Below are 13,769 nucleotides of genomic sequence, written 5' to 3' on the forward strand. Positions count from 1 at the left end.
ACTAAATTTAAGTAAGAAACACTTTGAAATATTTAAAAATTTGATTTCAATCATCTTTTTCATCGACACGTCCAACTAGAATCGGATTATGCAAGATGCTAAAACAATAACAAGCAGGAGGTTATTCCTATGAAGCCCGGATTCAAGCTGGCAAAGGATATTTATTGGGTAGGCAAAATTGATAATCGTGAGGTTCCCTTTCATCGTCTTCTACTATCTAAGGGCACAACCTATAATGCATATCTATTGAAAACCGGAAAACCGACCATTGTAGATACCGTGGATATGGCGTTCGGTAGAGAATTTGCCGAAGTTGTAGCCGAATTGATCGATCCATTGGACATTCAATATATCATCGTCAATCACACGGAACCAGATCACTCGGGCGGATTGGCGGCACTTGCTTCCAAGGCAACGAACGCTACGATTGTCTGCACTGAGATTGCCGTTCCGGAAATTCAACAAATGTACAAGCTTCAGCATCGCAACTTCCTCGTCATCAAGGATGGGGATCAACTGGACATTGGAGGCAAAACACTGCTGTTCAAAGAAACTCCTTATCTGCATACAGAAGAAACCATGATTACGTATTGTATAGAAGATAAAATCTTGTTCCCTTGCGATATTTTCAGTACACACGTGGCTGTAGAGCATCTATTTGCCGATGAGGCTGGTTTTGATATCACCGAGGACTTTATCGGATACTACCAGGCTATTATTCATCCACACCGCAGATATGTGCGCACATTAATCGAAGCTGTTGCCGATCTGGATATTGAGATGATTGCACCTTCCCACGGCTTCGCGATCCGGCATGATATTGCCAAGTTTATTGATTTGTACGCCTCTATGAGTACCGAAACCAAGGAGGATAAAAAAGTAGCGATTGTCTATGCCACCCTGAAAAATAATACTAAAAAAATGGCAACCATCCTGAAGGACTGCTTTTTGGAGAACCAAATCAAGGTGGAGCTATGGGACGTGGATAAAGCCGATGAAACGGAAATATTGAATAGTATCGCCTCAGCAAATGCTGTTTTCGTCGGTAGCTCTACCAAATATGCCGACATGACGGGCAAATTGGAAGACCTATTGCAACAAATGCAAAAGATGAATCTGGAAGGCAAGCTGGCTGCTGCCTTTGGTTCCTACGGCTGGAGCGGGGAAGCCATTGAAGTTGTACAGGATTACTTGAACGGTACTAATATGAAGGTCCAAAGCACTTCAGATGTAATCAAATCAACGGGTATGACCCATGTGGAATTTCCGGTACGTATTCGTTTCTCTCCTACAGAAGTTGAAAAAGTGAAAAAAATTAAAAATGCCGCTGAATTTGTCTCAGATCTACTGCTTAGTGTTATTTAAAACACAGTAGCGTATAGCGAATAGGAGAGATACTGAATGGGTAACCAACATTACGTTATTATCGGAGGCAGTGTCGCCGCCGTCAACGCGGCAAAAGCGATTAGAGATCATGATGAGCTGGCCGAAATTTCGATTTACGGGGAGGAAGCATCCTTTCCGTATAACAGAGTCAAACTTTCCAAGGGACTATTCACTGATTTGCACAGTGACAAAATCCTGATCAAGAAGGAAAAATGGTTTGCCAATCAACGAATTCATGTGTATTCCGGCATCAAGGTAACCGAGATACATCCTGAGGAACGTACTATCAAAACAATAGATGGACAAACCGTTGCTTATGACAAGCTGCTGCTGTGTACAGGAGCTCACAACCGTAAGCTTGTGCTAGATGGAGCTTCTCTAAGGAACGTTCACAATATCCGTTTTCGACAAGATGCAGATAGCCTTAAAGCGGAATTGCGACAGGAAGACCGGATATGTATCATCGGCGGCGGTATTCAAGGCGTGGAAACCGCCTGGTCCTTCCAGCAAGCAGGGTATGCTGTAACCATACTGGAAGCTTCGCATCAGCTTATGCCCCGTCAGCTAGATGAAAAGGCCTCCGCTATTTTGACCGATCAAATGACCGAACGGGGTACTCAGGTACACCTTGGGCAAGGCGTACAACGTATTAAAGGCACAGATCACGTAGAAGGTGTGGAACTACAGGACGGCTCTGTTATCCCCTGCGAGCATGTCGTATACTCTATCGGAATTGTGCCGAATACGGAGCTTGCTCGCCAAATCGGCCTTGATATTGGACAAGGTATTCTGGTGAATGCTCAGATGGAGACCAGCTCCGCCAATATCTATGCAGCAGGTGATGCAGCCGAATTTCAGAGTAGAGTAGATGGGTTATGGGAAAGCGCAATGGAGCAGGGAAAAATAGCAGGCGCTAATATGGCGGGCGCATCCGTCAGCTATCAGCGTCCCCTCCCTGTAACCCTTTCGAACTGCTATGAATCTCCTCTCTTTTCCATCGGTCTGGTAGATGAACAAGTCTGCGACACCAGCCTGATTATTAAAAATCGAGCTTCTTATACACGTATGTTCATACAAAACGGCTCTATCTGCGGCGTGATTGGCTTTGGGGATGCCCTTGCTTCACTACCATACAAAACAGCCATCATGCAGGGACTCAAACCGGACGCACCAGAGCTTACAAAAATTTTGAATGACAAGGAGAATTAGAGATGAAAAAATATGTATGTCAGCCCTGTGGATACATTTATGATCCTGCTATCGGCGACCCCGATGAAGATGTTATGCCCGGTACAGCGTTTGAGGATCTTCCAGAAGACTGGGTTTGTCCAGTCTGCGGTGAGGATCAAAGTCATTTTGCCCCAATAGATGATACAGAATAATAACCATGCGCTATAACCTGTAGTTTCCGGTTTATGAATGGAGTGAATGAATGTGAATGAGATGTCCTGTCCCTGCCAGTGCGAAAAGGAGCCCTGTGCCCGCAAAGTGCCTATCTTTTCCTCTTTGTCCTGCGAAGATTTGTGTAAGGTCAGCTCCATGATCCGACACCGAAAATATCAGAAGGGTGAAGCCCTGATTATCGAGGAACAAGCATCTGATACGCTGTACATTATTAAAAGCGGGCATGTCAAGCTGCTGAAGATGACGCCTCAGGGCAAGGAGCAAATTCTGCACATTCTGACAACTGGCGATTTTTTTGGCGAGTTGAACATATTTAACAGCGATGAGCTGAGTAACTTTAGTGCGTATGCCTTAAAAGATACTGATATTTGTATGCTCACCAAGGATGATATGGAGCAGTTGATCCGCAACAATCCCGATATCTCTTTGAAGCTGCTCAAAACCATTACTAAACGCTTGGCACATACCGAAAACCTGGCTCAAAGCCTAGCTACCAAAGACCCGGAAATCCGCATCGCCTATATGATTCTTGAGCTTGGACATAAATATGGCAAGCCGGATGGTTCCTACATTAAAATAAACCTCCCCCTTTCACGCGAGGAAATGGCTAATTATGTGGGTGTCACCCGCGAAACCATCAGTCGCAAATTCGGAAAATTTGAACAGCTGGGGATTATTCATAGCAAGGGTACACGAGAGATTACCATCTGCGATGTACAGAAACTGAACGAATATATGGATTGAGACACATAGATACAATGTTGCTCTAACATGAGGACAACAAAAAACCGCTTCTTTAACTTATGGATTGCAGTTGATCTATCAACCACTTCCATTTCGTTAAAAGGCGGTTTTTTAGCATATTTTATACTCCACTAACTATCAATTGTCGTGTTTACACCTTGGGAAGACGCTCCCCATGCAGGCCGCGCTGAAGGAAGTTCTGGCGAAACTCTGTCTGTGGAAGGAGCAACCTCAATCGTGGTCGATTTGGAGCAATCCCACACTACTTTGACCAAATACCCAAACAACAACACATTCAACAATGATGTCACACACAAAATAATACCGTATTGATCCCGAGAGTTGGAGCTATAGAAAATATCAAAGGTGTTCAGGAAAATCGTAAGACTGAATCCACCCGCAAGCCACAAAAATCTGCGGTCTCGTAAATACAGATACGCCAGTACAGCTAACGCGGCCGCAGGGAACAAGTACCGTTCATGCATGCTGGAAGCGAAGGTAAATACACCTGCAATGAGCACCAGCGCAGCTGCTGCTGCAAATTGTGGTTTGCGACTGCGGATATACATCCACCATGTAAATAGAGTCACCAACACAATGCAGATCATACCCCACGTATGGTAACTGAACAGGAACAGCGTTGTAGTGTCCTGCGTATAATTGCCACCAATCAGTGCAAAAAAGTTATACGCGTTCACCGAAGCATACGGATATTCGCCAACCGTTCCCTTGTATAGATCTAGCAGCCATAACGGCTCCTGCCCCCACGAAAATGGTAATATGACCAGAATGGTCGTCACAACGGCACCGCCAATGGACAACAGCCAAGGCTGTATTTTACGTTGTCTCAGCAGCTCAAAGAACAAAACAGGTCCATAAATAATCCCTTGCGGCTTCATCAATACGGCTACCGTAAACAATACGGCTGACCAGCCGACCCGGTTTTCCACAAGCAGCACAATCATGCCCACAATCAGCATAGTAAAGAAAGAATCCACCTGCCCCCAGAAGGTCGAATTGATAAATACAGCTGGGTTAAACACGTAGAATATAGCCAATCCAAGGCTTACTCCAAAGCCGACCCGTTTGCTCGCCAACCGGTACAGCATGTACGCTGTCACGATATCGGCTAATATATTGGGAAGCCGCAGCAGCACGGACATATAGGGACTGAAAGCATCCGTAGAGCCGATTTGACCGATCACATATAAAATATAAATATAGAACGGCGGATAATCACTTGATCCGTTCGTGTAAAAGCCCGATAAGCTATCCGCTGCTGTCGTAGCCCAGTTCCGGAATAGCATTAAATCCATGTGACCCGAGATCCACGGGGCGATCGCCATTCTTAAAAAGAAACCCACACCCAGCACAGTCCACAGCATCAGTCCCCGATTACGTTCTCCGAGCTTCCATTCACGAGCCCGAAAACGGTACGCAATAAACACGAATGCACCGAAGAACAAAGCGGTGAAAATCGCCAGCGGAGTAGCATAAGCAGATGAGGAGTTGCCACTTCTTCCACCACCCATACCACCGCCAGGACTGCCCATGCCAGATCCGTTACCAGACATGCCACCGGGGCCTCTGTGCTGTCCGTCTCCGGCAACACCACTGCTGCCCGAAGAAGTATCATTCCCGGCCGTTGTACCTTTGTCACCCGATGTCGCTGTCCCCTCAGTGGAGGAGTTGGTAGGTTGCCCCGGTCCCCTCATACCTCCACCAGGTCCGCTTCCTCCTCCGAACCCACCGGATGGGCCCTGCCTAACAGCCGCAGACTGGGACGCAGAACTACCTGAATAACTCCATAACGAAACGACACTAGCGACAGCACACAATATGAGACTACATAGAAGTATATATTTCAGACCGTTCGCTTTCCAAACGTTCAAATCCGATGCACCTCTCTCTGTTTCTATTTTCCCATATTGTATCTGCCTTAGCTTAGGACTTTGTGAGTTCTGGCTGAATGTTGGCTGAATACCGAATCATCACACTGAAGTTTGTCGTTCCAGCTCCATAATCGCCCTTTCCAGCTGAGATTGTGGATGCTTCAGCATGTTACCGTGACCGACAGCTAATAAAGATGGATTGAAACTCGCCAGCTTTTTGGCGCTTTTCAGCGAAATTTCCTTGTTCCAGGTAGCCAGTGCCGGAAAAGGAAACAGCGGCTTAAGCCTTCCCGATACCGCTATACCACCTCGGGTCTGGAAGGCGTCGCCTGCAATCAACGCACGGGTACGAGTATCCAAAAATGCCATCGAGCCCGGCGTATGTCCTGGTGCGCTGATCGCCAACAGCGAACCTACATGATCCCCGTCCTCCAGTAAAACGTCAGGCTGGGTAAGGATATGCTTCGGTACATCGCCTCGAATAGGAGTATCCGGTTCTCCTGCCTCCAACGATACATCGCCCTGTAGCAGCGGTGCGTCCCGCCTTGAAATGAATACTTGCGCGTCAGGATACCTTGCCTTGAGCTTATCCAACGCACCCACATGATCCCCATGGGCATGGGTAAGTACAATTCGAATAATCGGCTGCCCGATCCGCGCCGCAGCCTGCGCTATACCACGGGTACTGTATGGCAATCCGGCATCTACCAAGATGAGCCCCTCTTTCTCCTCCACCAAATAACAGTTCACCGGGAACAGCCGGGGCATAAACGTCAATTGATACACATGCTGCACCTGAACAATACGCATTTATCTCATCTCCTTGTCTTAATTATAAACTAATTATATTAGTATTATAAATAACATAATTAGTTTTAAGCAAATATTTTTGCTGCTATTCAGCTGGAGTTGGAGCTTGGAACTGCTACGGGGACGATCATACTGAGAAAATAGCAAAAAGCATCCCCGGGACTCTGCCCCCGGGGATGCCTCTCAAAACAAGAATTAATCTTAGATACGCATATCGGTTAAAGATATCTTAGAAGGAGCATTTCCTCCTGTTATTAATAACGAAGCCTTCTTGGCTATTCCCTCTTTATCAAACGGAGTAATTCCAGATGCCCATAAAGCGAGAAGATGACCATGGATGGCCGTCTTCTCGCTTTTTTGTCATTTATAAGCGTCCTCTGTGCAACAACTTCATCCGTAATTACAGCCGGATTGCCTCAGCAATAGGCGTACTGCCAGACACCAGATTAATTGCACGATGATACGTCTGCTGTTCCTCCAGCGCTGCTACCACCGCTGCCGCCACATCTTCACGAGAAATGGTGTGGCTGGTGAGCTCCTCACCGGTAGCAACTTTTCCGGTGCCCACATCATCCGTCAGGCCACCCGGACGAAGAATCGTGTAGTCCAGGTTGCTCGCTTCCAACAGGCGGTCAGCGTAATGCTTCGCCACATAATATGGTTTAATGGATTCAGGCCACTGCTCCCGATTCTCCGCATGAAGGGCGCTGACCATAACGAAGCGCTGGATACCCGCTTGTTCGGCGGCTTCCATCGCCTTGACCGCTCCATCCAGGTCGATAAGCAGCGTTTTATCCGCTCCTGTTTTTCCACCGGAACCTGCTGTGAATACGACAGCATCGCTGCCTTTTATAGCTGCGGCAATATCACCAACCGTCCCTTCGAGGTCAGCTACCACCGTTTCTGCTCCCAAACGTTCAAGCGCTTCGGCCTGATCCGAATGGCGGATCAACGCCTTTACGCGATGCGATTTATTCTGCCCCAGTAGACGGATAAGATGTCTGCCTACTTTTCCATTTGCACCAATCACCAGTACGTTCACTCATACCCCTCCTGTATTCGCAGTCTCTCATCTACATTATACAGATGTATTTTACCCTTCGGGTCTGCGACGCAATCATGTTAGCTGCATCAGGTTGAAATCAGACTTCTTTGGTAAGCTCGGCATCTCGCTTTTGCCGCACACGCAGACCTGCCAAAAAGGTAGCCATCATCACCTCAATACTCCGATCCACTTCCACAGGTAAACCAAAGCCGCCCTTTTGTTCAAGCGAGGCAAATCCATGAAGCAGACTACGGAATCCCCTCGCTGCATGAATGCAATCTTCTTTCTTAAAGCCATAACCACTGGACAGGACGGTAATGACCAGCTTGGCCACGCGATCCGCAGCCTGCCTCATTTCGGTATTATTTCGATCAGTTGCATACAGCATTGCTTCATACAAACCGGGTCGCTCGCGAGCATACTGCATATACGCTTTCCCCATAGCGGTCAGTGCATCTTCGCCCGCTCTACCAATCGCTGCGCTCATCAAAGTTTCCTCCAACTGTTCGAGACTGTGCAATGCCAGTACTTGGCGCAGTCCGTTCAATCCGTCCACGTGGTTATACAAGGACGGAGGACGAATGTGCAGCTTTTGCGCCAGCGTGGTGAGCGTGACATCCCCCATCCCTTGTTCATTGGCAATGTCCTCGGCAGCCCGCAGGATATCTTGCAGTTTTACTCCGTTTCTAGGCGACATCATCCTGCCTCCTTCCATCGAATTTCTATGTAATCCGGTTCCTTATACATATACTGAGTCGATCCAGATTCTATTTTAACTAATCCTGTTAGTTTATACAAAGAAGACGCCGTTTACAACAGCCAACCTGCATCGAACCTTTATAGAAGAGCATAGCAGTCATTACTGATATAATAAAAAAATAAGATCATAGAACGGATCTAATCCCTTTTATCGATCCCCTACAAAGGAGCTAGCTATATTTATGGAACCCAAGCCACTTCCAGCTATTGAATTCAATCACATTATCAAATATTTCACCGGGTCTGGACAGCAACGTGCGGTTCTGAACGGGATTACAGCAAAAGTTTCCCCCGGCAAAATCACCACGTTGGTCGGTCCATCGGGGTCTGGTAAAAGCACATTGCTTTCACTGTGCAATCTCCTAATGACACCGGATGAAGGGGACATCCGTGTCCTCGGCAAACCGATATCGGAGTGGGAGATCCCTGAACTGAGACGGAGAGTAGCATTGGTTTTTCAGGATGCCCCCATGCTTCAGGGAACTGTCCTGTACAATCTCCAAACCGTAGAACGGCTGCACGGTACAGTGCTGGATGATCCTGCCGGCCTGTTGGAACGCGTAGGACTCACCCGCGACCTGTTGGAACAAAAGGCACAGGAACTGTCCGGTGGACAAAGACAGCGCTTGGCCTTGGCGCGGACGCTCGCGAACCGCCCGGATATTTTACTGCTGGATGAGATTACTTCTGCACTGGACCCCGCCTCGGTCAAAGAGGTTGAGGAACTGCTGCTGCAAATGAACAAAGAAGAGGGAACAACGATGATCTGGATTACGCATCATATGGAACAAGCCCGCAGGATAGGCCACGAGACATGGCTAATGATCGACGGAAGACTGGTAGAACAAGCGAATACGGAGACGTTTTTTAATGCTCCGCAGCATAGTGAGACCCGCAGGTTCGTAGCAGGAGAATGGGTATGACGATTGTTGCCTTGATTCTCTCTCTCGGTTTTGTATTTATCGCCATCGTCATGTCCAAATCCTTCAAACTCGGTCTGGACCGAGACATGATCATCGCCACGATCAGAGCGTCGGTTCAACTGCTGGCGATTGGATATGTATTGCATTTGATTTTTGGGATGCAAAGCTACGGATTTATCGTATTATTCATTCTGCTCATGATTACCGTAGCCTCACAAAATGTTGCGCGCAAAGGGCGATTTATCCCCGGTCTCATGTGGAAATCGTTCCTGACGCTGCTGTGTGTGGAAATCGTTACGCAGGCGTTCCTGATTGGCTTGCATATCATTCCGGCGACAGCACGGTATATGATTCCGATTAGCGGCATGATCATTGGCAGCTCCATGATTTTATCCAGCCTGCTGGTGTCCCGTCTCAAGTCGGAAGTCCTGCTGCGCAAGCCTGAAATCATGCTCATTCTGGCGCTAGGCGGCACGCCTAGACAAGCCATCTTCCCTATACTCAAGGATTGCATACGTTCCAGTATGATTCCAACCATTGAAGGGCAAAAAACGTTAGGGTTGGTCCAGCTTCCCGGCATGATGACCGGACAAATCATCGCAGGTGCCAATCCGATTGCCGCCGTGCGTTTGCAATTGCTAATTGTATTCACTACCATGACCTCTGCTATTTTGACCAGCGTGCTGCTCAGCCTGTTCATTTATCCGGCATTATTTAACCGCCAGCAACAACTGCACACAGAAGCATGGGAACGCTAATCAGGTGAATATCCCCGGTTATCTGCTATTTCGCAAAATAAAAGGACATGTTTAATTCCTGACACAAAGGTTAATAGATACACGTACCCGCTTTACTAAAATTCGATGAGGAGTGATTGAACATGGCTAACAACAACCAAAATGGCAAAATGAGTCGCGAAGAAGCAGGACGTCTAGGTGGAGAAGCTACTGCTAAAAATCACGACAAAGAATTTTACCAAGAGATTGGCGAAAAAGGTGGCGAAGCCACTTCCAAAAGTCATGGCAAGGACTTCTACCAAGAAATTGGTGAAAAAGGCGGCGAAGCTACTGCCAAAAACCATGACAAGGAATTCTATCAGGAAATCGGACGCAAGGGCGGCGAAGCCCGTGGCAACTCAGACCAAAGTGATAGCGACGGGAAAATGAGTAGGGAAGAAGCTGGCCGTAAAGGCGGCGAGGCTCGCGCACGTCAGCGTAAAAATAACTAACGATAGATCAGGATACGTTGTCGGTGCAGTTGCAATGTAAAGACACAGACTGTATATGGTTACGAAGTATAGTGGACGTTTATGTTATAAAAGCCAATCTGCCGGAACAACGGCAGATTGGCTTTTAGTGTGAAAGTTACTTTCGTCAACCGATCATGCACCTTACAATATACATAAACAGGGTAATTAACCAATCATACATACTTTATTACAACTGAAAGAATGGATTATGGGAGGTTTGCGCGGATGTTGATTACAAAGAATAAAACGGCTGTAACTATCTTAAGAATTATATTTTTTTCACTGATTTTCAGCTGGATTTATTATTATTCAGGTCATCACTCGGCAGAAACCGCTAAGCTAGTTAAAACTACAGATGATTACTTGGTCATACAGAGAGGTGCTTCTAGCGGAGGTGAATATAAAGAATTATATTTTTCCTCAAAGTCTGTGATCCCTCCTCTGGTTATAGGCAAACAATATTATTTCGTGTCTGATCAAAGGTACTTTCAACACCCATATATCCGTTATGTAGAGGAGTAAATTAGAATAAGAGAAAAGAATACATGCAACTCAAGTCAAATACTCCTGTATTCCGGCTGTTAAGATGGAGTCGAAAGGAGGGAACCCTCGTGTACGAATGGAACGAAATGGTCCAGCTCATGATCGATTGGATTGATAATAATCTTACCTCAGCACCTTCGTTGTTGAGAATGTCCAATCAGTTAGGCTACTCCCCTTACTACTGTACAAAACAGTTTCATTCTCTTACAGGAATGACGTTAAGGGATTATGTGTGGATGCGCCGGATTAGCCGTGCCGCACTAGAACTTCGGGATAGCCATGTCCGCATCCTCGATGTTGCAATAAAGTATGGGTTTTCTTCACAGGAGGCTTTTACACGGGCATTTGTAAAAGCGTTTGAGGTAACTCCGGCTGTATACCAGAAGGAGCCCCGACCTATTCCGTTAGCCATTCGCGTTGAGGTGTTCTCTCCTTATCATTACCATTTGAAGGAGCGGGATAAGATGGTTAAGGATCATTTGCAAGAAGCTGAAGTCAAAATCGAGCATATACCAGCACACAAATTTATTGGAATCTGGGATACTTCTTCTCGAAACTACGGTGATTTCTGGAGAAACGGTCACAATTGTGATGAAATTTGCGGAACATTGGAAAGCATGTCTCATCTCAAGCTTCCCGAACAATTGGGCCAAACTGCGGGCTGGTTCTATCAGGATGGTCAGAAGGGCTATCTCTATGGAATACCGGTTGCCGCTGACTACAATGGAGAGATTCCCGCAGGAATGAAGTGTCGGGACATCCCTGAATCAGATTATCTGGTGTTTTTCCACTCACCCTTCAATTATTTAAAAAACAACGGAGACGTTATGAGAATGGTGGAGGAGAAAGCTTGGAACTTTGACCCTAGCAGCCTGGGGTATGAATGGGATGAGGAAACGAAGCAAGATTATCAGCGACATTTCCCAGAAGGATACGGCTACGCAGTGTTACGTCCAGTGAAAGAAGTGTAGGGAAAAAATCCCAAGAAACCTCTACGATCAGGATGCCGTTCATCGCCTTGCTAAATTTTGTTAAAAAATAGTAACAGTATGTTACTAACGGGTTCCGTTTTGAGGTGCAATACACATTGAATTGGCATTGTGGACACAATACGATGTAAATACAGAATAAACCGATCACTGAATTATACAGTTGTCGGTTTATTCTTGACCAGTATTTTTATTTTGCAAGTAACTATCAATGATTTTAACCCAATCCGGTAACAAAGCCACATGATGTTTTATCGTTTCACTATCTGATTCCAATACAATCACGCCATCTGAGCTGCTGTTGTCAATGACAATTAAATGATCGATAAGTTTAAGATGTAAGAGCAAATTGTCCAGTGAGGTCTGATGCCGTCTTATAATATCTGCGGTATCAATATGATGACCCCCATTTCGAACTTGTGCAGCAACTCGCTCGATATTAAGACGATAATCACCAAGGCCCACATAAAACATGATAACTTCAAAGCCATTTTCTTTTGCCACTCGCATTTGTCGAATCACATTGCCACCAGCAAGTGTCGTCTCTACGGTAAAATCTCGTTTATTTCTTATACAATCCCGCGCTAGCTTAATCGCTTCCTTTCCTGCCGATACTTTGTGTCGATCAGGGCTTTCACGATAAATCCCTTGCGCTAACGCATCTGGATCGATATTAACACTTACACCCAGTCTATCAACGATTAGATTGCGAATTGTACTCTTACCACTTCCGTTGTTTCCTGCGAATACAAACATAGTAGCAAACGGCTCATTCATGATAAAATATCCTGTTCTTTAATTCGTTCGACTTGACCATTACTGTACTCTTTAACAAATTGACCATCCGGTGTTTTGTAGACGATATATGTGCCATTTGCTTTAGCGTCCAGTTTTGCTCTATCTCCAGTTAGTTTGATTAACTTGCCTAGGTCGTGTGTACGATTCATTCAGCCATCACCATCCCATCTAAATCATATATCGAGAGTATATCATAAATCGAAAAGTCTGAAAGAATCCAGCGTCACTCAAATCCATACGAATACCGCACGGCTAAAAATCGTGACAAGTAAATAGGATCGAAATATCGTTCTTTTTAATACATTTTAATAAATAAATTTGGAATAAATGCTACCTTCAGCTTTTTTTATTCGTCTATAACAACAAATACAATTGCGGAGGTATAGGCAATGAAATCTTTTCGTTTTTGGCTAGTCCTAATCTCATGTCTAGTTATTACTGTAAATATTACGGGGTACGACGACTACAATATGCTATTGGCTATCATTAGCCCATTGGTCTGGATGTATGAATTATTTCGATTTGTGCGACAAGCACATATCCCCATAGCCCTTGTTTATTTCACTACACTAGTTTTCTGGTATCTCATTGGATACGCTTTGGACCGTTTGATTAGAAAATTGAAAAATTAAAATCACTTGAAGTTATCTTCCAAAATATCATTTACCTTCTCTGGCTCATACTCGACCGTTCTGTAGTCAGGTGATGAAGGAATCATATTGATCACAACATTTCTCATTTGTAGCTTGTACTTCCCTTCCTCAAAAGCAAGAATATGCTTAATGGAAGGTAACTCCATATCCTCATACTTCGTTATCGAAGAAACGACAATCTTGGAAGGATTAGAATCATCCACAGACACAATACGATAATCAATCGGTGTTCCCTGAGCTTTTAGAAAGTTAAGCCGTGCCCGTTCTGTTTTAAAGCGATAATCATCAGACAGTGAAAGCATCTTATCGTAATCGCGACTCATTGAAGCGTTCATATATTCTGAAAATGTCGAGACAGCAGTCTCTTTGGGCTTATCAGGAAGTTTATAAGGTTCCTTATCCCCTCCAAAACCTGTAGCAATTACGATCAAAGTCCCGCCTAGGACAACCAAGCAAGCCAACTTATTACGCGATACAAGCCTCAATAACCCCCCCTTTGTTGTAAATTTTACCACCTGTTTTCAACGGATCTCAACTTAAAAAGCCACTGTAAAACGCAGCATAACTTCTTGTA

16 protein-coding genes are annotated in these 13,769 nt (G+C 45.5%); 9 read left to right on the forward strand and 7 right to left on the reverse strand.

Annotated features, from left to right (window positions below; genetic code table 11):
• Positions 1 to 129 precede the first annotated feature (129 nt).
• The 4 genes from T3H97_RS25025 to T3H97_RS25040 all read left to right on the forward strand — a co-directional run bounded on the left by T3H97_RS25025 (position 130) and on the right by T3H97_RS25040 (position 3,534).
• Positions 130 to 1,365 carry an FprA family A-type flavoprotein gene (locus tag T3H97_RS25025; RefSeq protein WP_328801204.1) on the forward strand — a complete coding sequence of 412 codons (1,236 nt, stop codon included), beginning with the start codon at positions 130 to 132 and terminating at the stop codon, positions 1,363 to 1,365.
• A 36-nt stretch (positions 1,366 to 1,401) separates the two neighbouring features.
• Complete coding sequence (locus tag T3H97_RS25030) at positions 1,402 to 2,595, forward strand: NAD(P)/FAD-dependent oxidoreductase (protein ID WP_328801205.1); 1,194 nt, start codon at positions 1,402 to 1,404, stop codon at positions 2,593 to 2,595.
• Positions 2,596 to 2,597: 2 nt separating this feature from the next.
• A complete protein-coding gene (gene rd / locus T3H97_RS25035; RefSeq protein ID WP_007432984.1) occupies positions 2,598 to 2,768 on the forward strand; it encodes a rubredoxin in 171 nt (56 codons plus the stop codon).
• 61 nt (positions 2,769 to 2,829) lie between these two features.
• Positions 2,830 to 3,534, forward strand: a complete 705-nt coding sequence (locus T3H97_RS25040) for a Crp/Fnr family transcriptional regulator (RefSeq protein ID WP_069292037.1) — start codon at positions 2,830 to 2,832, stop codon at positions 3,532 to 3,534.
• 131 nt (positions 3,535 to 3,665) lie between these two features.
• Here the strand turns inward: T3H97_RS25040 and T3H97_RS25045 are convergent, their stop codons facing one another.
• The 4 genes from T3H97_RS25045 to T3H97_RS25060 form a co-directional block, all read right to left on the reverse strand.
• Positions 3,666 to 5,426 carry a glycosyltransferase 87 family protein gene (locus T3H97_RS25045; protein ID WP_328801206.1) on the reverse strand — a complete coding sequence of 587 codons (1,761 nt, stop codon included), beginning with the start codon at positions 5,424 to 5,426 and terminating at the stop codon, positions 3,666 to 3,668.
• 99 nt (positions 5,427 to 5,525) lie between these two features.
• The gene (locus T3H97_RS25050) at positions 5,526 to 6,236 is read right to left on the reverse strand and encodes an MBL fold metallo-hydrolase (protein ID WP_328801207.1); all 711 of its coding nucleotides are present in this window, start codon (positions 6,234 to 6,236) and stop codon (positions 5,526 to 5,528) included.
• A 400-nt stretch (positions 6,237 to 6,636) separates the two neighbouring features.
• The gene (locus tag T3H97_RS25055; protein WP_328801208.1) at positions 6,637 to 7,278 is read right to left on the reverse strand and encodes an SDR family oxidoreductase; all 642 of its coding nucleotides are present in this window, start codon (positions 7,276 to 7,278) and stop codon (positions 6,637 to 6,639) included.
• Between the two features lie 100 nt (positions 7,279 to 7,378).
• Positions 7,379 to 7,978 carry a TetR/AcrR family transcriptional regulator gene (locus T3H97_RS25060; protein WP_328802875.1) on the reverse strand — a complete coding sequence of 200 codons (600 nt, stop codon included), beginning with the start codon at positions 7,976 to 7,978 and terminating at the stop codon, positions 7,379 to 7,381.
• 244 nt (positions 7,979 to 8,222) lie between these two features.
• Between T3H97_RS25060 and T3H97_RS25065 the strand changes: the two genes are divergently transcribed.
• The 5 genes from T3H97_RS25065 to T3H97_RS25085 all read left to right on the forward strand — a co-directional run bounded on the left by T3H97_RS25065 (position 8,223) and on the right by T3H97_RS25085 (position 11,726).
• Positions 8,223 to 8,963, forward strand: coding sequence for an ABC transporter ATP-binding protein (locus T3H97_RS25065; protein WP_328801209.1), 741 nt, complete (start codon positions 8,223 to 8,225; stop codon positions 8,961 to 8,963).
• Positions 8,960 to 9,721, forward strand: a complete 762-nt coding sequence (locus T3H97_RS25070) for an ABC transporter permease (RefSeq protein WP_190298239.1) — start codon at positions 8,960 to 8,962, stop codon at positions 9,719 to 9,721. The genes T3H97_RS25065 and T3H97_RS25070 overlap by 4 nt, the downstream gene beginning before the upstream one ends.
• A gap of 122 nt (positions 9,722 to 9,843) precedes the next feature.
• On the forward strand, positions 9,844 to 10,191 hold the full coding sequence (locus tag T3H97_RS25075) for a general stress protein (RefSeq protein WP_328801210.1): 348 nt from the start codon (positions 9,844 to 9,846) through the stop codon (positions 10,189 to 10,191).
• Positions 10,192 to 10,437: 246 nt separating this feature from the next.
• Entirely contained in the window at positions 10,438 to 10,734 is a 297-nt protein-coding gene (locus tag T3H97_RS25080; protein ID WP_250240794.1) for a hypothetical protein, read from the forward strand.
• Positions 10,735 to 10,823: 89 nt separating this feature from the next.
• Positions 10,824 to 11,726, forward strand: coding sequence for an AraC family transcriptional regulator (locus tag T3H97_RS25085; RefSeq protein ID WP_328801211.1), 903 nt, complete (start codon positions 10,824 to 10,826; stop codon positions 11,724 to 11,726).
• 189 nt (positions 11,727 to 11,915) lie between these two features.
• Here the strand turns inward: T3H97_RS25085 and T3H97_RS25090 are convergent, their stop codons facing one another.
• The 3 genes from T3H97_RS25090 to T3H97_RS25100 form a co-directional block, all read right to left on the reverse strand.
• Positions 11,916 to 12,521 carry an ATPase gene (locus tag T3H97_RS25090; protein WP_328801212.1) on the reverse strand — a complete coding sequence of 202 codons (606 nt, stop codon included), beginning with the start codon at positions 12,519 to 12,521 and terminating at the stop codon, positions 11,916 to 11,918.
• Positions 12,518 to 12,691 (reverse strand): hypothetical protein, encoded by a 174-nt coding sequence (locus T3H97_RS25095; RefSeq protein WP_023990932.1) that lies wholly within the window; start codon positions 12,689 to 12,691, stop codon positions 12,518 to 12,520. Before T3H97_RS25095 ends, T3H97_RS25090 begins: the two co-directional genes overlap by 4 nt.
• Positions 12,692 to 13,176: 485 nt before the next feature.
• Complete coding sequence (locus tag T3H97_RS25100) at positions 13,177 to 13,680, reverse strand: hypothetical protein (RefSeq protein WP_328801213.1); 504 nt, start codon at positions 13,678 to 13,680, stop codon at positions 13,177 to 13,179.
• Between the last annotated feature and the right edge of the window lie 89 nt (positions 13,681 to 13,769).

This window comes from Paenibacillus sp. LX16 (assembly GCF_036252815.1).
Classification (GTDB): domain Bacteria; phylum Bacillota; class Bacilli; order Paenibacillales; family Paenibacillaceae; genus Paenibacillus; species Paenibacillus polymyxa_B.